The sequence below is a fragment of the Paraburkholderia dilworthii genome (genome assembly GCF_000472525.1).
In the GTDB taxonomy this organism is placed as follows: Bacteria; Pseudomonadota; Gammaproteobacteria; order Burkholderiales; family Burkholderiaceae; genus Paraburkholderia; species Paraburkholderia dilworthii.
Genome location: NZ_AWZT01000042.1, coordinates 33,501 through 54,875 on the forward strand (window position 1 = coordinate 33,501; position 21,375 = coordinate 54,875).

Genomic DNA, 21,375 nt, shown 5'->3' on the forward strand with positions numbered 1-21,375 from the left:
AAAGACTCTTCGCTGCCTTACGCAGTCACAGCCTTTTCAAGAAACTGCTTGAATGCGGTCGCAGGGGTCTTTGCCACAGGCGTGAAGTCACGATGAGCAATGAATTCGGGGCGCGTGGGCTTGACCAGCGCGTTCGATACAGCCGAAAGCGTCAGATAGACGATACGGCGCGAATACGGCGTGATGTTGCCCGAGGAGCCATGAACGATGTTCGCGTGAAACATGAGAACGCCACCTCTTTTACCGGTCGGCGTGGCGATGCCGTTTTGTTCGACGAGGTCAGCAACGGTCTTGTTGTCGAGCGTCCAAAGCGGGTAAGACGTCGTTTTTACGTCATGCGACGACTCGAGGGCGCCAGACTTATGGCTGCGCGGGACAATCATCAGCGGACCGTTGATGGGCATCACATCGTCGAGGAAGATGGCGATGTTCATCGCGCGCGGTTCCGGCATGCCGTCATCCTTGTGCCACGTCGGAAAATCTTGGTGCCATTGCCAGACGTCGCCTGTGAAGGCTGCCTTGTAGTTGATTTTCAATTGGTGCAGGTAGCAACGTTCGTCGAACAGTTGCTCGACGGGGTTCACGAGACGCTCATCGGTCGAGAGGATTTTGCAGGTGTCGTTGTACTCATGGCACGCGAAGGCTACACGCGGCGTGCCATCCTTCTCGCGCCACACTTCGGGCCGTTGCTGAGTGAATACGTCTGCAGCGGCGACACGCAGGGCTTCAACTTGCTCCACAGGGAAGCGTTCGGGGAGGAAGATGTAGCCAAGTTCGTCAAACTCGGCGAGCTGTTCTTGTGTGAGATTCATTTTTAAGTCTCCACGTTTCTAAGGAAAAAGCGGTCCCACATCCCGATGGGTTTGGGATGGTCAGTTTCCACTGGGAACACGCCGTTTTAATCAGCGTTTACAATGACTTCGGTCAATCTCCGATACATATCATTACTCGCCCGCTGCATGTGTCGGGCGGCCAAATCAGTGCCTTCGAGCACGTTCCCGGAAAGCACATATTCGGCCATTTCCTCGTGTTCTTCCCAAGCGCGCCCCGGTGTCCTGGGTTCATCCAGAACGATGAGCATCGACCTCATTAAATGGGCCCAGCGAGTATTCATCATCTGCTCAATCACGCAGTTGCCAGACAGCCGGTAAATCGAAAGATGAAATTCAAGGTCCGCGCGAATCAGCATCGGGAGCGCGTCGTCGTTCTCGTACGTTTGCTGACCACGCGTCAGCGCGTTTTTAAGAGCCGCGACTTCTTCCGGGGTAGCCAAGCGGTCCGCGACGCGCTGTGCGGCAAGACCGACGGCCGTCACTTCTAACGCCTTACGCGCTTGGTACATCTGCTTCATGTACTCAGGGTCAATTGGCGTTACTTCCAAGCCTTGGCGCCCGGAATCGCGCACCAGGCCCTCGTGCTTCAACAACTGCAGCGCTTGGCTAACCGGTTGCCGTGAGACGTTCAGTTGGTCAGCGAGCTCGTTTTGTCGGATTCGCTGGCCCGGTTTCAGCTCCCCGAGCGCGATAGAAGCCATCAGTCTCTCGAACACTTGGTTCGTGAGTAGGGGGCTATCTGCCATGAGGGCAGTTTGAATTCCGAATTCCATGTTTAGAGGTTAGTTAATGTGCCATGTGCCTGTCAATAAGTACTTCGTAGGGGTTTCCCGAATGCAGGATGCCGTCTGGCGTAAACCATTGAATTGGCGGGTGATTTTCGCGTTCCGCAGCATGTTGTCCTATCCAAACGTATCGACGAGGGTGATAATATTGGGGTATGCCCTATTAAACGGAGCGTTGACACGTCGGTCGATGACGACTGGATGCGCAAAAATGGAATTCTGAATTCTCGATGATTGTTTGACGGTTTGTGACCGCGAAACCGGAATTCTCCAGATTTGCCTCGTCGCCAGCTTAGCTACGTCGTCGGTAACTCCACGGGGTGTTGCGCTCGCTATCAATTCTGAGAACTGGAAGACGCTATGACAGCAGCAAACCGCACCCAAGTCGTGGATTACTGCATTCGCTCGCTCATGGACCTAGCGGACCGCTCGGGAGGCTTCCCTGACATGGGAAGCACCCAGGAAGTGGTGCATGAGACACTCAAGCGTGCCGGACATGATGCTGCCGAACTCACCCGAAAAACGATGTTGTGTGATTCCCTGCTGACGGAGGCGAACCTGGTCGCGCCCGCAGCGCCCGAAGTAGCGAGCGTCCTCATGCAGGCTTATCAGGTCACGACGACAGCCTAGATGGATGGCTGGATGCTGCCCCGAAGTGAGAATGCGGGCACAGGGAGAGACGCGGTGTTCGGCCTTATGCGCCGGACGGCCCGGCGGTAAGCCGTTTGTACAGGTCGGAACTCGCACGCTGTACATGGCGTGCGGCCAATTCGGAAGCTTCTAGGACAGAGCCGCGAAGCACAGTGCGCGCGATAGCCGCGTGCTCCTCCCAAGCCAGGGTTAAGGTGCTATGGCTGTCAGACGCAATGATTGCTCGCATGATGTGCGCCCATCGTCCATTCATCATCTGCTCGATGACCTTGTTCCCAGACAGGCGATAGATGGCCAAGTGGAACTGATAGTCTGCCCATGCTGCCTGAGGCGTTGGCGCGTGACTATTTACCTTTCTTTGCCCTTCGTCCAGCATCTGCTCGAGAAAGGAGCGCTCTTCGGCCGTTGCGCAGTTGTCCGCGACACGTTGTGCTGCCAACCCCGCTGCAGTCGCTTCGAGAGGCTTACGGGCTTGATATAGCAGTCGCATGTAGTCGGCGCGGATAGGCGTGACCTCGAGGCCTTGTCGCCCCGCGTCTTGTAACAATCCCTCGTGCTTCAGCAACTGGAGTGCATGGCTGATGGGTTGACGGGAGACTTGAAGTCTTGCCGCAAGTGCGGACTGGCGAATCCGCTCGCCCGGTGCAAGCTGACAAAGTGCAATGTCCGTCATAAGTTTGTCGAAGACCAGGTTGATGAACAACGGACTGTCTTCTACCGCGTCGCGAGCTATCTCAAGTTCCATATTCTGATATCAACGTGCCCGCGTCGCTCGCATCTTGAATTCAGAAATCGGTCAGATTCCTAGTTGGATGACAAGAGATTATGGCGGAAATCGCCATTGTTTGGAAAATGAAAGCGTTCGCGCGCGTATTGCCGCCTATTATAGTTCTGCAGAGGAGCGGGGCTGGCATCCAGGCCGCCTGCGCAACGCATGAATCAGCCGAAACCGCGTGTTCGGAAGGTCAGCCGACGGGCAGACACAGCTGCGCGTTGAGCCCGAGCGAGAGGAAGCTTTAAAGCGGGAACAGAGTTAGCCCCTCGGAAGAGGCGTCTGAGGGGCTAACAGCGGAGGCAGGACCGCACGCGTTACCGCGCGGGACTTATGGTGATAGGCGTGCGCATCGCGACGTGTTCGTGTGAATGCGCCGGTGCGCAGCATGCGTTTTGAAGCCTGACAGGCTCTCCGTGCGGAGTATGGATGTACGCCTGTCGCCACATCTCTTTGCGCGTTTCCACGTCTTCCGAAGTCGCAAGCCCTCGTTGCGCGACGATAGTTTCAAGCGCGGCCATCCATTGGCGGTAGTAGGCCGTATTCGTTGACTCCCTGGACCCTGCGGGATGCTCGCGAATCTCGGTGCTGAAGACATCGACCCACTCTTTCCATGTGAAAGCGCCGACCTTCGAGAGCTGCACGACGATGGAAAACGCTTGCGCTTGCCACGGTTCGTCGAAACTGGGACCTTCCTCTTTGGACAGACCGACCTGCGCCAAATCTAAGTCAGGCGTCATGACTCCACCTTCTCCAGGTGATTGTCCCAAAGGTCAATATAGACCTTATCCTGGCGCATGGCCTCGGGCCCCCACAACTCGGTTGAGGGGAAGGCGACGCTGTAGACGTGTTGCGGGCACTCACCCTTGCCGTGCGCCATCGTCTCGGGCGTCCCGAAGACACCTTGGTCGCGCATCACCGTACCGACCTTGCCCCTCACATACCTCGCAAGGCGCGTATGAGTGATGGGGTTGATGTTTTTTGCCTTCACGACGTCACCGACCTTGAAGTTTGCTTGCGCCGGATGAGTGGACCGTGCCGATGCGCCCGTCATGACTAAAGGCAACACTTGTTCTTTCGTCAGAGCTGGCATCAGTGTGCTCCTTTGAGTTGGTTAATTCGCGCCTGTACTTCGTCGTGCGAGAGGACTCCCTTGTCGTTGAGCATCTTTTCAAGTGAGAAAATCCAATGCTCGTAATAGCTGGACTCCAGGTAATGCGCGGGGTCCATCACTTCGATGTTGTATCTGAACTCGTCGACATTGAAGACGCCTGCTGCAAAAACTCCAATGAACATCCCGAATGCGCGCTTTTCCCATTCGGTTGCGAAGAGCTGTTCGTCCTTGTCGATGCGGATGGCACCGAGACCTTGCATCCCGCCGCAATCATGGATTCCGTTCATTCACTTCACCTCGAATTGGTTAGGGAGCTTTAGGAAAGCCGGTACCAACCATGCTGTCCCGCGTGACCAGCTCCGCGAGCTGCTCTTCAGACATGCCTTCGGTACCTGCCGGGCGCTCCGGAAGCACCATGTAACGAAGTTCAGCATTGCTGTCCCAGACGCGAACCTCCTTGTCGGTGGAGACTTCTACGCCAAATTGCTTTAATACGCCGCGTGGGTCAATGACGACTTGTGAGCGATATGGGACCGACTTGTACCAAATCGGCGGCAGGCCCAGAGTCGGCCACGGATAGCACGAACACAGCGTGCAAACAATCATGTTGTGAACAGAAGGCGTGTTCTCCAGGACAGTCATGTCTTCGCCTTGGACGCCGCTGTAGCCGAGCTCGGCGATGGCTTTGCTTCCGTCCTCCAGCAGGCGCTTTTTGTATTCAGCGTCTACCCAAGCGTGGGCCACCACCCGTGCGCCGTTTCTTGGGCCGACTTTGTTCTCGTAGGTCGATACTAACTCGTCCAGCGCGTCGGGGTCGATGATTCCTTTTTCCGTTAAAAGGGATTCAAGTGCTTTAACACGCAAATCAATGTCGGGTGGTGGTTCAGTATGATGATGGTCATGGCTCATGGTGTTTTTTGCTCCTAATTGCCGCATGAGACAACAAGGCGTGCTGCATCTTTCTACGCGGCTACATGTTTCTGTTGGACCACGCCGCCGGTGTTCGCGCGGCCCTTCTGCATCAGAATTTCTTCCAGTCACCCGCTGATTCGAGCGCCGCCGATGCGCGCAGAAGCGTCGCATCGTCGAAATGCTTACTTGTGAGCATCAAGCCAATCGGCAGGCCGTCCCGCACGCCGCACGGAACGCTCATCGAAGGGTGACCCGTAAGGTTTGCGACAACTGTGTTGCGCAGCTGGTCCAAGGCGTTGGACACGGTTTCGAGTGGGGACGCATCACGTCCAACCATCTTCGTGGCGCGGGCCGGCGTCGTCGGACAGGCAATCACGTCATACTCTGCGAGCACCGCGTCGTACGCGGCGTTGACCAAGTGACGCTGATTCTGTGCCTTGCCGTAGTAACGCCCGTTGTAAAAGCGTCGCATGTACTCGCCTTGGATGAGCACCGAACGGACGGTTGGCGGCATATCGTGCGCATGAGTCTTCAAGCCGCGGGCAAGCGCCTCGCCCAATCCAGTGTTGTACCAACCCTGCCAGTTAGACCCCATTCCGAAGCCGTTGAGCATGAACGCGTTTGCGCCTTCCACCGCGATTGCATTCCACATGTGCAGCGCCTCGAGGTGCATCGGAATCGACACCTCTTCAACCGTTGCGCCCATATCTCGCAGCTTGGAAATCGCAGCAAATACACATTCGTCTACCTCGGCCTCCGACGACCGCTGGCCCCATTCAGAATTGTCTTGTTTGAAGCCCTCTTTTAGCACAGCGATTTTCAAGCCCTTCGCGCCGCGTTCCAGATGCTCCATATAGTTGACGCGATACGTGGGACTGATACGGCCCAGTTGACGTGGGTCGTCCGCATCGAATCCTGCAATAGCGGTAAGAAGGCGCGCGACGTCTCTGGTGCTATTGGCCATCGGACCGATGTGGTCGAGTGTGGTCTCAATCATCGCGCAGCCCGTGTAGGGCACGAGGCCGTATGTGGGCTTGAGTCCGTAGCACCCAGACAGCGCCGCGGGAAGACGAATAGAGCCACCTTGGTCGCCGCCGATAGCCATATTCACTTGGCCCGTGCCAAGCAATGCCGCGCTACCGCTCGAGGAAGCTCCAGGATTGTGGTCAGGCTTCCAGGGGTTGCCTACAGGCCCGGTACTGCAGGTCATGCCTCCGGCGGAGAACGAGAAATCTTCGCAGTTTGCTTTGCCGGCGATAGTGGCGCCGGCGTCCAGCATACGGGTGACAATCGTGGCATCAACGTCCGGCACGTAACCTTCGAGCAGCTTCGAGCCGTTCATCATCGGAACGCCAGCAACACAGACGACGTCCTTAACTGCAACGCTCTCGCCGGCGAGAATGCCTTCCTTTGCGCCCTGAATCTCGCAGCGATAGTACCAGCCGTTGAGAGGGTTCTCCTCGGCAGTCGGGCGCCAACCAGGCGTCCGCGGATACTTCACGGGAAGCTTGCGTTCTGGAATCGTGTCCAAACGGCGATATGACTTAATCGTGCCGGTGAGCATCTCTTGGTACTCTTCGGCCTCGGATAGGCTGAGTTCGAAACCATAGTCGCTTGCAATCTTCATCAACTGGCTGGTGGACGCCAATTCGGGACCGATAGACATTCCCAATACTCTCCTGTTGCACTAAGGGGCACTGCGCCTTGGGCACGGTGCATCTGCAGTTCATACTAGGAGTATCAAAAACCGACCGCTTGTCCAAAACGGTCATCTATCGTGGACTGTCTGGGTCACTCTCTTTGACAGCGCTTGGGTCCGCTCGTTGGACGGATGTTTTTACGTATGTATCTCTCGCGGCGTCTCTCTTACCCTTACGGAGGATATTCATGGACGACCCATCTCCTCGTAGGCAAAACGTAGGCGAACACAACGGGGCTGGTCTTCAGTGACGGATGTCAGACAACGTAAAATCTTCCGACAGCGAATGCTGTTGCCATTTGATTTTTGCCGCATTAGCGTTGAACTGCCTTCCAACTGGAGACGGCTTAGAAAAAGTTTAGAAGGATGCGGCTATGGAATTTCTCTACTCAACAACTCAAGCTGAGGCTGGTCGACGCTTCGAGTACTGGAATGATGCGATATGTAAGCACTTCATCCCATCTGCGAGCCGTTCCACTTGCCGAGAAAGCTTCGAAGGAACTTTGCACGGTAAGTCGGTCGGCAACTTGGTCGTCGCTGAATTCCGCGCTCGCCAGCACGTCTTCGACCGCACCAACCAATTCATTCGCCAATCACCGAATGACGACTTCGTAGCTATCCTGGTCGAATCCGGCGTCGGGAGGATGACTCAGTCAACCCGGGAGCTCGCGCTTCAGCCGGGTGACATCGCCCTTTATGATGCGGGGCGGCCATTCATCCACGACCTTGACGTCGAGTCGATGCTGCTGGTCCGCATTCCCCGAAAAGCAATGACTTCACGACTCCCCGGCGTCGAATCGATGATGAACATCACGATTGCGCGGGGGCGTCCAATCTCGAGTGTGTTCGCAGGGATGCTCCGCGAGGCATTGTCTGTTCGTTCTGACGCGCCAGGAGTCGCGCAAACGAGGTTAGCAAATGCATTCGTCGATACGCTTGCGTCTGCACTCGAGATGCAACTCAACTCCAGTGACGGGGAAAGCTCGGCCCACTATGACCTCGTCTATCGACGTGCGCTGAATTACATGGACGCTCACCTGGACGATTGCGAAATGACGGCTGCAAGCATCGCGTATGGACTCAACGTCTCTCCGAGAACGCTTTCCCGCGTGTTTGCGCGTCACGGTATCGCTCCAATGCAGGAATTATGGAGGCGCCGCCTTGACCGTACTTTTGTCCTTCTGTCCGAGGGACGCGTGAAGATGGTCACGCAGGCTGCATATCAGTGCGGATTCAGCGACATGTCCCATTTTTCGCGAGCGTTCCGCAAGATGTTCAAAGCCGCGCCGAGTAGCATATTGGGCGGAATCAGGAACGCGAGTGAGCAAAAGAAATTGTAAGCGCGACTGCCTGCGCCCCCAATCGGGAGAACGAAGAAAGCGTGACTGAGGTCACGCTTTTTTCTTTACAGCTCTTGGTCTTGGCACGGCAACCATTCACGCCTCGGCAGAGCACCGAGGCGTCGGAGGCCAAAGTTCTCGCAACGCGCTTTAGAACACGTGGATGATACCCACGTATCCGCCTTGCTGGTTGTGTCCCTGAAGCGGTGCTGCGTCGCCAGTTTCAAGTGCAAAGTTCGCCTTCCCACCGTTGAAGACTGCGCCAACGGTGCCATTGATGGTGGTCCGTTTGGACAGCGCATAGGACGCGCCAATGACCCCCAGATTTCCGACGCCACCGCCATGATTCACGTTTGCATGGAAGTACGCGGCCTGCATTTGAAACGCTGGCGTGAATTGATAGGTCAGGCCGACCCACTCTTGTTGATTTCGCGTCGCTGCTAGGGGATTGTTCGTGTCAGCGACGGTGTCCTGGCCTGATGACACTAGCTGCTGGTAGCCCGCATACAGCATCAGGTTGTTCAGCTTATATGTTGCGCCGGCCATGTACTCGCGCGATGCACCATAGAGGCTTGAGAACTTTCCGTTCGCATCACGTATCTCTTCGTAGAGCGCATAGCCAGTTAAGTTGCCGATAGCATATTGGCTTTCCACGCTGAACTGCCGCGAGTTTTGAAACCCGTTGGCGTCATTGCCGAAGCCGTTCTGAACACGGAACGAGAGTCCGGCCAGCGTAGGCGAGTTGTAGGTCACTGTGTTCGCGCGCGAACCCCAAGCCCGACCTTTCGCAAAGCCACCGATGCCGATGGATTGCTCGCCCAGCGGGTCGATGTAGTAACCCATCGTATCAGTCAAGCTCATTGAGCGACCGAGCCACAAGGAGCCGTAGTTTGCCTGCTCAAGACCAACATAAGCGTAGCGGTCAAACAAGCTCGGATTCTCGACTAGGCGCCCGGTCGCCGGGCTGAACATGCTCTCGAGTTTGAAGACAGCATGCAGACCGCCACCGAGGTCTTCGCTTCCCGTCAACCCCCACCAGCTACCAGCGAACCGATTGTCCCCAAAGCGAAACACGTTCTTGGAGCCTTCTGCGGTTCCCTGATTTGTCACGAAATCAAGACCGGTATTGATACGCCCATAGAGCGTCACTGCACTTTGCCCCGAGGCTGCTCCGCTCAGACCAAGGGAAAGAAGCGCCATGGTGAGAATACGTTTTTTCATGAGATTTAGTAGGATAGCGATATATAAAGCCTCGTCTCACGAAGCTCAAAACAAGAGCCGCTAAAAGAGAGGTGGGCTATCGCGACACTTTCGCTTAACCTTGAGGAGTCTATGCTACCCAGCTGGCATGTCGATGTTCAAGTGCGCGTGAGGGGAAGACTATTGCTCGAAAAAACAAAGGTCTTGTTTGGCCTTGCCAATCGGCTGTACTGAAACCGCCATGTAGTGCAGATTCCACCTCGTGCATTGGCAGTCTCCATGCATGAGATTGACGTCCATGCCTGTAGTTGGACGACGTCAAGCTGACGTCAGGTAGCGGCATCTTGGAAGCGCTCGATGACAAAGCACTAAAAAGGAAAGAGCACTCGGCCGACTATGGCCGTTCGTGAAGCACTTAATCATCATCCTTTTTAGCAGTCGCGTGGTTTACTTGCTGGCGCCATCAGGTCAGAACCGGGGATGTCTTTGGACATCTGCGTCCGTGACAGTCAATTAAGAGTGTCCTTTTTGGACTAACAAGCCTTTTTTGGCACTCATACCATGAATGACGCTGAATCAGAGTAACAAGCAGATTGCAGGTGTAACACCGACGGTGCGCGAACTCCCCCCGGCAGCGCACCAATCAGCAACGAAGTGGTGAAGTGCCATGGCGCGGTCCGAAGGCCTTACGCCACCCCGCGGCGTAAGGCCTTCCCTGACTAATCTAAAGAAGTTATCCGCTCCCCACCGTGGAGCAGGAGTCCCTCATGAACGTAAAAGAGTTTCCTCCCCTCCCGACATCCTCGCGCGAACGGGCTTTTGCCCTCTTCGATGCGCTCAAGAAGAAGGATTTGATTCCGGATGGTTTCATCGAGGAAATGACGGACCTGGTCGCGAATCAGTACGACCCCTCGAACGGTGCTCGCATCGTTGCCCGCGCCTGGACTGACCCGGCATTCTACGAGCGCCTAATGTCGGACAGCATCGCTGCGGTTGTTGAGATGGGCTATATCGGTGCCCAAGGTGAGTACCCGGTTCCTGTCGTTGATACGCCGACGGTAAAGAACGTCATCGTGTGCAGCTTGTGCTCGTGCACGAACTGGCCTGTTCTGGGTCTTGCGCCGGAGTGGTACAAGAGTTTCGAATTCCGCGCACGTTTGGTCCGCGAAGGCCGAGAAGTCCTTCAAGAACTCGGCACTGAATTGCCGCCGGACATGAATGTCCAGGTCTGGGATACGACGGCTGAAAGCCGCTATTTCGTTTTGCCGATGCGTCCTGCCGGTTCTGAAGGCATGACTGAAGAAGAACTGCGAAAGCTCGTCACCAAAGACGTGCTCATCGGTGTCGCGCTGCCGAACGTTGCCTAAGCTGCCTCGTTACTTCATCCCAATTCATATTTCGGAGATTCAACATGGATGGATTTCATGACCTCGGCGGCCGGCAAGGATTCGGCACCGTCGAACACACCATCAACACTGAAAGCTACAAGCCTGTATTCAAGGAAGACTGGGAACACCTTGGCTACTCGCTTTTGTTCCTCGGCGTTGAGCACCTGAAGAAGTTCAGCGTCGACGAGGTTCGTCATGCCGTCGAACGCATCGAACACCGGCTGCAGTCCGCCACGCCTTATTTCGAGCGCTATGTCATAGCGACTGCGTCGTTGTTGGTCGAACACGGCGTGCTGACGAAGCAGGAGTTGAATGACGCGCTGGGCGCGGAGTTCCCGCTCTCGAGTCCCGCGCGCTCAAAAGGCCGCGCTGCTCCGCAGCCCAATCGGCCCCACTTCGAGGTTGATGACAAGGTCACGGTTCGCGACGAGTGCGTCACTGGGCACATCCGCGTTCCTGCGTACTGCCGTGGCAAAACCGGCGTGATTCTGCACCGGACGAGCGCGAAATGGCCGTTCCCTGACAGCATCGGCCACGGCCACAAGGACGCGGTCCTACAACCGACCTACCACGTTCAATTCACGGCCCAAGAACTTTGGGGTAGTGAAGCGGATGGCGGTCACGTCGTGGTCGACCTGTTTGAGTCCTATTTGGACAAGGCGGAACAAGAGACCGGCGTGTCGGACGAGACAGGCGCGCCTGCCGCGAACAGTCAGCCTCAAAGCGTACCCGCATGACGACTCTCTCGACATTTTCGCCGGAGGACTCCACGCCTAGGATTCCCGTGACAGTGCTCTCGGGATTTCTTGGTTCCGGCAAGACCACTCTGTTGAATCACATCCTCCGAAACCGTGCTGGGATGAAGGTCGCCGTAATTGTGAATGACATGAGCGAAGTCAACATCGACGCGGACGAAGTTCGGCGAAATGTCGAGTTGCACCGGGTCAGTGATGAACTGGTGGAAATGACTAACGGTTGCATCTGCTGCACCCTCCGTGCTGACCTTCTGGAGCAGGTCAGCACGCTTGCCCGTCAACAGCGATTTGATTACCTCCTCATCGAATCCACAGGCATTTCCGAGCCGATGCCGGTTGCCGAGACCTTTGCTTTTCTCGATACAAACGGTTTCAGTCTCAGCGAGCTTGCGAGGCTCGACACGATGGTCACTGTAGTGAATGGCGAAACCTTCAAAGACTTATTGTATTCGTCGGATTCTGTGGGTCAAAACGACGGAGCGGCCGCGCAGAGGAAATTGTCTGACTTGCTCGTTGAGCAGGTTGAGTACGCGAACGTGATACTGGTCAGCCACGTGGACGTCATTGGCGACGATGGCTTCATCGAGCTTCGCTCCATCCTCGCGTCGCTTAACCCGGTGGCCGAAATCCTGCCGATGACTCAAGGCGTGGTCGAGCCTTCGACCATCCTGAACACAGGCAAATTTGATTTGCCGAGCCTTGTCAATGCGCCGGGTTGGATGAAGCAGATGTCCGAAGAGACTCGGCCGCCTGAGTCAGACACCTATGACATCTCGAGCTTTGTGTACAGGGAGCGTGCCCCCTTTCATCCTGGGCGACTCCTCGACCTTCTGAGCACGGAGTGGGCTAACGGCCGTCTGCTGCGATGCAAGGGCTACATCTGGATGGCTCAAGGGTACAAGGAAATTGGTCTACTTGTTCAGAGCGCGGGACGCTTCAAGTGGGGCTACGTTGGAACGTGGTGGAGATTCCGGCCACCGGCCGAATGGCCTCAAGACGAGTATCGCATGCGCGCTATTCAGGATAAGTGGGACGAGCATTCGGGGGATTGCCGGCAGGAAATCGTATTTATTGGCCAAGGAGTTGACTGGCAAAAACTCCATAGCCAACTAGATGCTTGTTTGCTCACCGTCGCCGAACTAACCGAAGGTCCGGATATGTGGCGCGCGCTTGATGGAGCTCACCGGTTTGAAGCTGACGCGGAAGTTGGAGTGGAAGAAGCTCACCACGCGTAACAGTGTCAATAAGCGCGCTTACAACGACGCCCGCAGTCGACTGACTTGTTCGGCTCGAAGATTGAGGCCTCATAGGCAATGCCTGTCCTGCATGCAACAGTTGTCTGTCCCGCAGGACAAAGACGCTCGTCTTTTGCAGTCTTATCGTCTATTCGAGTCAAACACATTCAACTCTGCGCTATGGTTCGTCATCTGCGTTCTTAGCGCCCCTTTTTCTCTTGCACCGCTTTTTTTTGGAGGGCAATATGTCCACGGCTGTTATTGATACCAACGCGCTGCCGGTGCCGATTCCTGTTCGCGAATTGCTGCCGTACGTCATCTTTGCAGGGCTTCTCTTCATGCTTGCTCTGTACTTTGTCGGAGCCGAGGAAGGAGCAACATCCATCGTGAAGGGCATGTATGTCCACGAGTTCGTTCACGACGGCCGGCACCTGCTTGGCTTCCCATGCCACTGATTGGGAGCAGGCCATGGTCGGACAACTGCTCGTTCGAGGAATGCTTGCCGGCATAGCCGCCGGTTTGCTGACGTTTGGGTTCGCCAGGCTTGTGGGTGAACCCCAGGTCGCGCAAGCAATCGCTTTCGAAGCACAAGCTGGTGAACATCATCACGGCGATGAGGCTGAGCACCATCATCATGATGAAGCGGAGCCCGAACTTGTAAGCCGAGAAACGCAGGCGGATTTGGGGCTTCTTACCGGAGTAGTTGCCTACGGCGTCTCGGTCGGCGGCCTCTTCTCACTGGTTTTTGCATTTGCGCACGGTAGAGTCGGACGGATGAGCGCTCGCACTCTCTCCGCTTGGCTCGCCGTGGGTGCATTCGTCTCCCTCGTTGCAGTACCCACGATAAAATATCCGGCGAATCCACCTTCAATAGGAGACCCCGATACTATCGGCTATCGAACGGCGCTGTATTTCGTTTTGTTGGCCGTCTCAGTTGCTGTTACGGTGTTCTCGGTGAACATGCGCAGTCACCTTGCGAAAAGATTCGGAAACTGGAACGCCTCAATTCTGGCGTGTGGGATTTTTATCGCTCTCGTCACAGCCGTGCAACTTGGTTTTCCGGCTATCAACGAAGCTCCCCCAGATTTTCCCGCCACTCTGCTTTGGAAGTTCCGCCTTGTGGCCATCGGTATGCAGATGATTATGTGGACGGTCATTGGGTTGCTGTTCGGGGCTTGGGTCGAACATTCCGAGCGGCGCAGTCGCGAGGGCGAAGGTCGCGCCCGTGTAGGTTGAGCGCGAAGAAGCCGCGTGTGCTGACACAGTCGTCTCGGAAAGGAAAGAAGCGAGCATGCCCGCTTCTTTCCTTTTACTGTCCTATCTGCCGTCGCTGCTCATCTCTCTCGGTCTGCAGCGCTACCGAGTTCTCCACGACTAGCCTGCCTTGAAACGGTCACCGAAAAGGCGAGCGCAGGTAGGCGTCCACTTGCTCAGCCGCGGCATATTCAGGAGGCAAGGAAGGACAGATTGGGGACTGTTATGCGTGGACTCCAGCATACTGATTGACGATGTCGAGGTCACGCAGGTGCTCGCGTGGAATCTCTCCACCCAGCTGACCTCGGCGAATAACCAGGACGCGCTCGACCACGGCCACCAAAAACTCCAGATTCTGCTCCACCAAGACTATCGTTAGATTCTTGCGCGCTCGTAGCGCGGACAATGTCTCAGTGATTTCTTCGATGATGGACGGCTGAATTCCCTCGGTGGGCTCGTCAAGTAGGAGCAACGAGGGGCGACCGGCCAAAGCACGAGCTAGAGCGAGGAGTTGCTGCTCGCCGCCCGAGAGCGAGCCGCCAAGGCGGTCGAGAAGCTTCCCGAGCCGAGGAAAATCGACGAGCAGCTCGTCAATGATGGACTTTGCTTCACCACCTGAATGGATGGCGCCAAATTTGAGGTTGTCGTAGACCGAGAGCGTGGGGAATATCTCGCGGCCCTGCGGAACATATGCCATTCCACGACGTGCGCGTTGATGAGGCCGCAGTCCAGTGATTGATTCGCCTTGGAATAGGACCTCACCAGCCGTTACAGGTAGTGCGCCCACAAGCGTCCGCATGAGCGTCGTTTTCCCCATCCCGTTATGACCAAGGACGCCCACCGCCTCTCCCACCTGCACAGACAGGGAGATGTTGGAGAGGACAGGAATCGCTCCATATCCGCCGTAAAGCTCAACTGCTTCTAGGATTGGCTTTACGGTAGTCATTGCGGCTTCTTCCCTAGATAGATTTGCTGGATGTACGGGTCGCTCATGATTAACTCGGGCACATCCTCTCGAATGATGGCTCCTTGATGTAGGACCGTCACCTTCTTGGCAATGCGCCGGATAAAGCTCATGTCGTGCTCGACCACTACCATTGCATGCCTGCGGTTTATCTCGACAATGAGGTCTGCCGTGCGGGCAACTTCGCTGTCGCTCATTCCCGCAGCGGGGTCATCCAAGAGAATCAGGGGAGGGTCAGCCGCAATGACCACACCGAGTTCGACCCATTGTCGCTGGCCGTGCGCCATGACGCCGACCACTGTTTCGCGAAAGCGGAGCATCCCGATTCGGTCCAGCACTTCGAGCACTACGCGCTCAGTATCGGCAAACGTGTGTGTTCGCCGCGCAGCAAGCCATATGTTTTCCCAAACCGTGAGCCCATTGAATAAGCTGGGTACTTGGGTCTTGATGCCAATGCCCATTCGGCCCGGTTGATGAGGCTGAACCCCGGCGATGTCCGTCCCGCGGAGGAGAATTTCTCCAGAGGTGGGTTTGATTTGTCCTGTGAGCAACTTGAAGAACGTACTTTTGCCGGCTCCATTCGGACCGATGACGCAGCGCAGTTCCTTCTCGGCGAGAATGAAGTTCACGTCTCGGGTCGCATGCACGCCACCGAAGCGTACGTTCAAATTCCGTGTTTCAAGCAGCGGAGTTGTCATACCGCGTCCTTTCCGGCGGTTAGCGAGCGGCTCGAACGCTTATTCTCCGCTCGCTGTGTGCCGTCCGAATCCGAGCTTGACGAACGTAAATCTGCGTCCGGTCGGTCCAAAGCTCTTAACGTTCTACGGCTAAAGCGTTCGATGACGAGGCCAATCGACGGCACGATTCCCTTTGGCATCAGCAAAACGAAGACGACCAGAATCGCTCCGAGGATTAGGCTTGCGTTAAATGTCTGCTGCGTGCCGAGCTGGGTAGTCAGCCATTGGACGAGGATTGCGCCGAAAACGGGTCCAATGAACGTTCCAAGCCCACCGACCATAACCCAGATGATAATTTGAGCGGACTGTGCAAGGCCAAATACCGTTGGGCTGGTGAATGCGCCCCAGTTGGCAAAGAAACAGCCAGCCAGTCCAGCTATGGCTGCACCTATGACAAAAACTAGCAGCTTATAGACTCGCGTGTCATATCCGAGAAGCAGCGCCCGTTGCTCGTTTTCCTTGACTGCGACCACGACTCGTCCGAACTTCACCGCCATCAGTACGCGGAGCAACGCGTAGATTGCAAGCAAAGTTCCCACTACAAGATGAAACAGTCCGCTCGGGGTAATCGTGTCGTCGAGATTGCCCGGTACATTCAAAGGCGCGACGTTCGGCATCCCGTTGAAGCCCCCGAGAGCCGCGTTGCCAATCGTCCACTCCGGCCCTGCTGTCGAGTTGACTAGGTTGAAGAGAATCAAAGTGACTGTAAGCGTGATGACGCCCATGTAGACGTCGGAGAGCCTCCCGTAGAAAATCAGGTAACCGAGGACCGCCGCGAACAGCCCCGGCACGACAATGGCGAGCAGTACGGGTACCGTGCTATCACCCATGTTGCTGACCCCGACGGCATAGGAATAGGCCCCCAGCCCAAAGAAGGCGGATTGGCCGAAACACAAGATGCCGCCCATGCCCCACACAAGACCGAGGCTTAACGCGAGGATTCCCATCACCGCATAAATCGTGGTCTGAATGAGGGAGAAATCGTCCATCAGCAACGGTAGCGAGACGTAGAGGCCGAATCCAATGACGAGTGTCGTGACAGCGCTATGCCACGACTTCGAGTAACTTTCCACCGCTGAGCGTCCGGCCTCAGCGAGTTGATGGTTCGTGCGTGAATTCACAACGACCTCCGAAAGAATCTACCGGTAATGCCTTGGGGCAGGAGGCGTAGCATCACGATGGCTGCAAAAAGCGAAGCGACCTCGCCAACGACTGGCGTCCAAGCGTAAGTTGCGACCTGGTTGACGACGCCGAACAGGCTCGATGCGCTCAGTAGACCGGCAACGAGCGCGGGACCACCACCAATCACCGTGATAAATGCCTTGGCCACAAAGGCGCCCCCCATAGTGGGAACGACTCCCGTGAGCGGGGCGAGTAGCGCGCCAGCGAGCCCAGAAAGTGCGGCACCGACTGCGAACGTTGCCGAGTAGACTTTTTTCGGGTCAACTCCTAACGCATCAGCCATCTTCGCGTTTTGCATGGTGCCGCGAGCAATGAGTCCCAGGGAAGTCTCGGTCAGTATCCATCGCATCGCGAAGACTATTGCGATAGCCGCAGCGATGATGACCAGGGTGTAAGTGCTCACGCTGTATCCGCCAACGGTGAAAGTGCCGAGAGGCGCAGATATGCCAGTGGTGGTATTGCCTACAATCGACGTGACAACGCCGACCAGGAACAGCGACAATCCCCACGTTGCCAGCATGGTATCCACCATGCGTCCGTAGAGGTGCCTGATGACAAGCCTCTCAAGCATAAGCCCTACCAGTGCAACGAAGGCTGGTGCAAGGAAGAACATGGCAATCCAGACGTTGATGCCAAGGTGCACGAACTCGATAGTGGCATAAGCGCCCAGCATCATGAATTCGCCGTGCGCAAGGTTGATGACCTTCATCATGCCGAAGACGACCGCCAAGCCTGAAGCCACGACTACGAGTGTCGCAACCGCATAAGTCACCTGGACAACTGAGATGACAAGGGTATCCATGTGTTCGCCTCCTTGTTGTCGTCAAATCTTGATGACGTATTGCTTGTTGTCGCGTGGGTTCTTGATAAGGTTGCAAACAGCGCTTGTGTCGCTCGGAGGCTGTGCGTTGAACGTCTGCACAATCTTGAAGCCACGGTTCTGAACTTCGGCTAGGCTCACATCGAGCACGCAGTGATGGGTAGCCGCATCGACGGAAGCCTTACCGCCGGGCCCGTCGAACGTGATACCCGACTCCAGCGCCTCAATGACTTTCATCTGGTCTACACTTCCGGCCTTCGATACACCTTGCGCCCATATATGAAACCCTTGATAGGCGCCAATCGCCTGCGCGTTGAGGTGCGAATGATTGGCTCCAAAGCGTTTGGCGAAGCGTTCTTTAAATTGCACGTTCGCCGGATTGTTCAACTCTTCGAAGTAGTTGAAGGCTACTAGGAATCCGTCGCTTTCCTCCCGGGACAAGACCACCTGCTCGTTTCCAAGCCCGAAAGTCGTCGACGCCAATGGAACTTTTGCACGCATACCAGCTGCTGCCCACTGGCGGTAGAACGAAATGTGCGAGCCGCCAACGAGAGCAGAAACAACGAAATCAGGTTTCGCTAGCTGAATCTTCGCGATACTGGCCGCGAAGTTCGTGACATCAAGCGGGAAGAAATCAATTGAGGCAACCGAGCCGCCGTTGTCCTGCACATACTTTTTGACCCACTGGGACGTTATTTGTCCATAGTTGTAGTCGGCGGCCAGAACGTAGACCTTTTTCCCCCACTTGTTCATGGCGTACGGGACGAGCTTCGCTACGGTCTGGCCGGGCGTCACACCAATGCTGAAGGTGTTCCGGTCGCAAACTCCACCTTCGTACAGGCACTCGTAGAAATAGAGCGTCTTGTACCGGTCAAGCACCGGTCGAATAATTTCCCGCGATGCCGACGTAATGCCGCCATGCACAACGGAGACTTTGTCCTTCAGCGCGGCCTGCTGCGCGAACTGAGCATACAACTGCATGCTCGACTGCGTGTCGTACGACTGAATTCGAAGCTTCTTTCCGAGAAGCCCCCCGTGAGCGTTCCATTCCTCCATAGCTAGAGTCAAACAGTCGGACATCGGTCTGCCGTAGATATCGAGTCCACCCGACAGGTCAAGGATGCTGCCCACTACGATGTCGTCGGCGGCATGCGATGCAACTGGAAATCCTGCAGCGCCAGCGGCGGCAGTTACTGCGACATTTCGGATAAACGAGCGTCGGTCCATAGCTATCTCTTAGGGAACATCAACGACGTTGCTCTATCGCGCTTGGAAGCGAGGCAGTCAACTCGAAGCGGCCGTGGCCGCGCGGAAAACGCGGGTTCATGCTCGACCCGCAAGCCGATGGTAGGTAGCCACTTTTTCGTCGGCTTGGACAGAATTGCCAACGCGCTTGACTCGACAAGTCAGTCACACGAATGACATTCCAACGCTTAGGAACCTGTGAGACTCTTACGGAGTGGCTGATAAGCGCCTGCCGAATATCAATTTGCTCCTGACTATTCAAATGGAGACGACGATGACGAGTTTTGAATCGACGACGGTAGTGGTAACAGGAGGAGGGTCAGGAATTGGGGCGCGGACTGCGCAAGCGTTTAGCGCGGCGGGAGCATCCGTTGTTGCTTCTCGACTACAAGCTCGAGGACTGGCAGAGGCTGATGAACATTAACGTCACTGGGACTTTCCTTTGCGCTCAACGGGCGGCTCGGTCGATGGCGAACGCCCAGTACGGCCGAATCGTCAATCTTGCTTCCATTAGTGCCGAGCGCGCAGGAATCGGGCGTGTCGCTTACGGTACGTCGAAAGCAGCAGTTGTCGGGCTTACAAGGCAGTTGGCAATGGAGCTTGGGCCGCTTGGAATCACGGCGAACGCGATTGCACCGGGGCCTGTCGTAACTGCGATGACAGCCGAGAGCTTTACCGACGAAACGATTGCTGCATATTCGGCGATGATTCCGAGTCGCCGACTCGGCACCGTGGAAGAGATGGCGGACGCAATCCTCTTCCTCGCCTCGAAGAGGGCCGGCTACATCAATGGCGTTGTTCTACCCGTCGATGGTGGGTATCTGGCTTCCGGTGTCGCGAAGACAGGTAACCTCACCAACTGACCGGCTAGAGACTCCGCATGGCTTGCTGACACGGGTGTGGGCCCGAAAAGACGGCATCAATATGGTCGCAAAGCCGCGCGATAAATCTTGGTTTCGGTCGTGGCCTCACCCCTGCATGTCGGGACACTCGGTCACGCTTCGGTTGGTGAAGTGGCGCGCTGGCGGAATTCGCGTGGCGAGCAGTATTTCAAGGCGCTGCGCGGATGCGACTCCTCGTAATGGTCAAACGCGATGGCTAGGTCTTGTAGAGCGGTTCTGACGTTAGGCTGGGGCATCCTCGAAACGTAGTCTCGCTTTATCGTTTTGACGAGACTCTCGGTCATCCCGTTGCTCTGCAGACGTTTGATAGGGCGTCGTGACGGGCTTCAAACCGATTTTCCGCGGGAACATCAGCATTTCCTCGGCAATGAACCGTTATCGCTGAGCCGCTCGATTTCGCTGTCGGTCTTCAGCGCACCATTGAAACGGCTCTCTACCGCCTGAAGCACCACGTCGCGCACCATGTCCCCGGTGTAGCCACTCGTCGTCGCAGCCCAGCTTATGGCTTCGGTTGACGGATTCGCGGTTGGAGAAACGCTTCTTGGTAGACGCGCGAACACTGCCGGAGGCAGAGAACGCTTCAGCTCAAAGTAAAGAGGCTTTTTCCTTGGAGTTTGGAGGAAGCCTCTGAGCTCGGAATAAACTCTTTTAGGAACATTAGCGACCTCGATTTAAATCCGCCGCGGTCTCGTTCGAGCGCCGCGGCCGCTCTTCTTGGAGACCCACTCCGCCCCAGCCCTGGCACACCGCTCGGCATGCTGATTTTATGCGCCTGTACACCAGATATGATGCCGCTCATCGGTCCGCCACCTCGCCATAAAAATCTGTGGTTTGCGTTCGGACATGCTCATCACGGGCTGACTTTAGGACCAGTCACTGGTCGACTTATTGCCGAAATGATGACCGGAGAGCCCTTGCTCCTAGACGCGAGCCCATTCCGAGCCGACAGGTTTTAGGCGAGGCATTCGCAAGTTGAGCACCGAGTCACGAACGGCACGGCTTGATGTGCCTTACCATGCCGTCGACGATTTATTAGCTCCAGATTACGCTGCCGTTCCCTTAAGTCGGTTGCGGAAGAGGAGCCATCGCCCGTCTTCATCGAGGAGTTTTGTCCCAGAGATGTTGATGTAACCAAGAGCGATGCCGAGGCAGAGCGTCACCATCACATACGGCCACTTATCACCGCCGGCAAAGAAGGTGCAAGCAATCGCTCCGAACATCGCTGGGATGTTGCCGAACAGCCCGTAGAACTTCAGCGCGCCGTGTATTGCGACCAGAACAGCTGTGACGACCGCAACAGTGACTCCGAATGCAACCGGAGGCGACACGTGGGCGGCGATGATGATGCCGCTTACCTTTAGGTAGCCGAGAGCCCAAACTACCCCTGCGATAGCGCTGGTCATATGGCTGGGAATCTGCTCCAGTTTGCCGCCACCGCTCAGGAAGATTGGGAGGGCGACAAACGTGCAAGGAAGGACGCCATATGCGGCGAGCGGGCTGACCAGATAGAGCCAGACGTACGCGCCGGCCGTGAGTCCAATCCAGATTCCGAAGTTGATTGAGAACCTTAGTTTCATGTCTTCACCT

At 56.1% G+C, this 21,375-nt stretch carries 24 protein-coding genes and 2 pseudogenes; 10 read left to right on the forward strand and 16 right to left on the reverse strand.

What is annotated here, in order from left to right; genetic code table 11:
• Positions 1–17: 17 nt before the first annotated feature.
• Entirely contained in the window at positions 18–812 is a 795-nt protein-coding gene (locus F759_RS0127590; RefSeq protein ID WP_027802711.1) for a phytanoyl-CoA dioxygenase family protein, read from the reverse strand.
• Between the two features lie 86 nt (positions 813–898).
• The gene (locus F759_RS0127595) at positions 899–1,606 is read right to left on the reverse strand and encodes a GntR family transcriptional regulator (RefSeq protein WP_036025391.1); all 708 of its coding nucleotides are present in this window, start codon (positions 1,604–1,606) and stop codon (positions 899–901) included.
• A gap of 372 nt (positions 1,607–1,978) precedes the next feature.
• Here F759_RS0127595 and F759_RS0127600 point away from each other — a divergent pair, with 372 nt between their 5' ends.
• The gene (locus F759_RS0127600) at positions 1,979–2,248 is read left to right on the forward strand and encodes a hypothetical protein (protein WP_027802713.1); all 270 of its coding nucleotides are present in this window, start codon (positions 1,979–1,981) and stop codon (positions 2,246–2,248) included.
• Between the two features lie 64 nt (positions 2,249–2,312).
• Here F759_RS0127600 and F759_RS0127605 read toward each other — a convergent pair whose 3' ends face one another.
• From F759_RS0127605 to F759_RS0127625, 6 genes are all read right to left on the reverse strand, one after another.
• Positions 2,313–3,014 (reverse strand): GntR family transcriptional regulator, encoded by a 702-nt coding sequence (locus tag F759_RS0127605; RefSeq protein WP_027802714.1) that lies wholly within the window; start codon positions 3,012–3,014, stop codon positions 2,313–2,315.
• Positions 3,015–3,358: 344 nt separating this feature from the next.
• The gene (locus tag F759_RS0127610) at positions 3,359–3,781 is read right to left on the reverse strand and encodes a nitrile hydratase accessory protein (RefSeq protein WP_027802715.1); all 423 of its coding nucleotides are present in this window, start codon (positions 3,779–3,781) and stop codon (positions 3,359–3,361) included.
• Positions 3,778–4,134, reverse strand: coding sequence for an SH3-like domain-containing protein (locus F759_RS44890; protein WP_209440521.1), 357 nt, complete (start codon positions 4,132–4,134; stop codon positions 3,778–3,780). Before F759_RS44890 ends, F759_RS0127610 begins: the two co-directional genes overlap by 4 nt.
• Entirely contained in the window at positions 4,134–4,442 is a 309-nt protein-coding gene (locus F759_RS44895) for an SH3-like domain-containing protein (RefSeq protein ID WP_209440522.1), read from the reverse strand. Before F759_RS44895 ends, F759_RS44890 begins: the two co-directional genes overlap by 1 nt.
• Positions 4,443–4,461: 19 nt before the next feature.
• On the reverse strand, positions 4,462–5,064 hold the full coding sequence (nthA, locus tag F759_RS0127620) for a nitrile hydratase subunit alpha (RefSeq protein WP_027802716.1): 603 nt from the start codon (positions 5,062–5,064) through the stop codon (positions 4,462–4,464).
• Positions 5,065–5,176: 112 nt separating this feature from the next.
• A complete protein-coding gene (locus F759_RS0127625) occupies positions 5,177–6,733 on the reverse strand; it encodes an amidase (RefSeq protein ID WP_027802717.1) in 1,557 nt (518 codons plus the stop codon).
• Positions 6,734–7,140: 407 nt separating this feature from the next.
• Here F759_RS0127625 and F759_RS0127630 point away from each other — a divergent pair, with 407 nt between their 5' ends.
• Complete coding sequence (locus tag F759_RS0127630) at positions 7,141–8,106, forward strand: helix-turn-helix domain-containing protein (RefSeq protein WP_027802718.1); 966 nt, start codon at positions 7,141–7,143, stop codon at positions 8,104–8,106.
• A gap of 150 nt (positions 8,107–8,256) precedes the next feature.
• Here the strand turns inward: F759_RS0127630 and F759_RS0127635 are convergent, their stop codons facing one another.
• Positions 8,257–9,327 carry a porin gene (locus F759_RS0127635; RefSeq protein ID WP_027802719.1) on the reverse strand — a complete coding sequence of 357 codons (1,071 nt, stop codon included), beginning with the start codon at positions 9,325–9,327 and terminating at the stop codon, positions 8,257–8,259.
• Between the two features lie 746 nt (positions 9,328–10,073).
• On the opposite strand from F759_RS0127635, the gene nthA (F759_RS0127640) reads away from it, so the two are divergent.
• From nthA (F759_RS0127640) to F759_RS0127660, 5 genes are all read left to right on the forward strand, one after another.
• Positions 10,074–10,673 (forward strand): nitrile hydratase subunit alpha, encoded by a 600-nt coding sequence (nthA, locus tag F759_RS0127640; protein ID WP_027802720.1) that lies wholly within the window; start codon positions 10,074–10,076, stop codon positions 10,671–10,673.
• Positions 10,674–10,717: 44 nt separating this feature from the next.
• On the forward strand, positions 10,718–11,431 hold the full coding sequence (gene nthB, locus F759_RS38715; RefSeq protein WP_051377476.1) for a nitrile hydratase subunit beta: 714 nt from the start codon (positions 10,718–10,720) through the stop codon (positions 11,429–11,431).
• Positions 11,428–12,684: a GTP-binding protein gene (locus tag F759_RS38720; RefSeq protein WP_051377477.1), complete on the forward strand. Its 1,257-nt coding sequence runs from the start codon at positions 11,428–11,430 to the stop codon at positions 12,682–12,684. Before nthB ends, F759_RS38720 begins: the two co-directional genes overlap by 4 nt.
• Before the next feature lie 245 nt (positions 12,685–12,929).
• The gene (locus F759_RS0127655; protein WP_027802721.1) at positions 12,930–13,139 is read left to right on the forward strand and encodes a CbtB domain-containing protein; all 210 of its coding nucleotides are present in this window, start codon (positions 12,930–12,932) and stop codon (positions 13,137–13,139) included.
• Between the two features lie 13 nt (positions 13,140–13,152).
• Complete coding sequence (locus F759_RS0127660) at positions 13,153–13,920, forward strand: CbtA family protein (protein ID WP_027802722.1); 768 nt, start codon at positions 13,153–13,155, stop codon at positions 13,918–13,920.
• Between the two features lie 241 nt (positions 13,921–14,161).
• Here the strand turns inward: F759_RS0127660 and F759_RS0127665 are convergent, their stop codons facing one another.
• The 5 genes from F759_RS0127665 to F759_RS0127685 are packed head-to-tail and all read right to left on the reverse strand — an operon-like array spanning position 14,162 to position 18,868.
• Positions 14,162–14,884, reverse strand: coding sequence for an ATP-binding cassette domain-containing protein (locus F759_RS0127665; RefSeq protein WP_036025394.1), 723 nt, complete (start codon positions 14,882–14,884; stop codon positions 14,162–14,164).
• Positions 14,881–15,600 (reverse strand): ABC transporter ATP-binding protein, encoded by a 720-nt coding sequence (locus F759_RS0127670; protein WP_027802724.1) that lies wholly within the window; start codon positions 15,598–15,600, stop codon positions 14,881–14,883. The genes F759_RS0127665 and F759_RS0127670 overlap by 4 nt, the downstream gene beginning before the upstream one ends.
• Positions 15,597–16,760, reverse strand: coding sequence for a branched-chain amino acid ABC transporter permease (locus tag F759_RS38725; RefSeq protein WP_063829674.1), 1,164 nt, complete (start codon positions 16,758–16,760; stop codon positions 15,597–15,599). The genes F759_RS0127670 and F759_RS38725 overlap by 4 nt, the downstream gene beginning before the upstream one ends.
• Positions 16,757–17,623 carry a branched-chain amino acid ABC transporter permease gene (locus F759_RS0127680; protein ID WP_027802725.1) on the reverse strand — a complete coding sequence of 289 codons (867 nt, stop codon included), beginning with the start codon at positions 17,621–17,623 and terminating at the stop codon, positions 16,757–16,759. Before F759_RS0127680 ends, F759_RS38725 begins: the two co-directional genes overlap by 4 nt.
• A 21-nt stretch (positions 17,624–17,644) precedes the next feature.
• The gene (locus F759_RS0127685) at positions 17,645–18,868 is read right to left on the reverse strand and encodes an urea ABC transporter substrate-binding protein (RefSeq protein WP_084534356.1); all 1,224 of its coding nucleotides are present in this window, start codon (positions 18,866–18,868) and stop codon (positions 17,645–17,647) included.
• Positions 18,869–19,160: 292 nt separating this feature from the next.
• Here F759_RS0127685 and F759_RS45225 point away from each other — a divergent pair, with 292 nt between their 5' ends.
• Positions 19,161–19,310, forward strand: coding sequence for an SDR family NAD(P)-dependent oxidoreductase (locus tag F759_RS45225; protein ID WP_152530718.1), 150 nt, complete (start codon positions 19,161–19,163; stop codon positions 19,308–19,310).
• Positions 19,258–19,749: an SDR family NAD(P)-dependent oxidoreductase gene (locus tag F759_RS38730; RefSeq protein WP_244438925.1), complete on the forward strand. Its 492-nt coding sequence runs from the start codon at positions 19,258–19,260 to the stop codon at positions 19,747–19,749. The genes F759_RS45225 and F759_RS38730 overlap by 53 nt, the downstream gene beginning before the upstream one ends.
• Before the next feature lie 131 nt (positions 19,750–19,880).
• Here F759_RS38730 and F759_RS44375 read toward each other — a convergent pair.
• A pseudogene (locus tag F759_RS44375) lies at positions 19,881–20,297 on the reverse strand (integrase core domain-containing protein); the annotation flags it as partial.
• Between the two features lie 204 nt (positions 20,298–20,501).
• On the opposite strand from F759_RS44375, the pseudogene F759_RS41355 reads away from it, so the two are divergent.
• A pseudogene (locus tag F759_RS41355) lies at positions 20,502–20,744 on the forward strand (NAD(P)/FAD-dependent oxidoreductase); the annotation flags it as partial.
• An 87-nt stretch (positions 20,745–20,831) separates the two neighbouring features.
• On the opposite strand, the gene F759_RS0127700 reads toward F759_RS41355, so the two are convergent.
• On the reverse strand, positions 20,832–21,365 hold the full coding sequence (locus tag F759_RS0127700) for a DUF1097 family protein (RefSeq protein ID WP_152530719.1): 534 nt from the start codon (positions 21,363–21,365) through the stop codon (positions 20,832–20,834).
• Between the last annotated feature and the right edge of the window lie 10 nt (positions 21,366–21,375).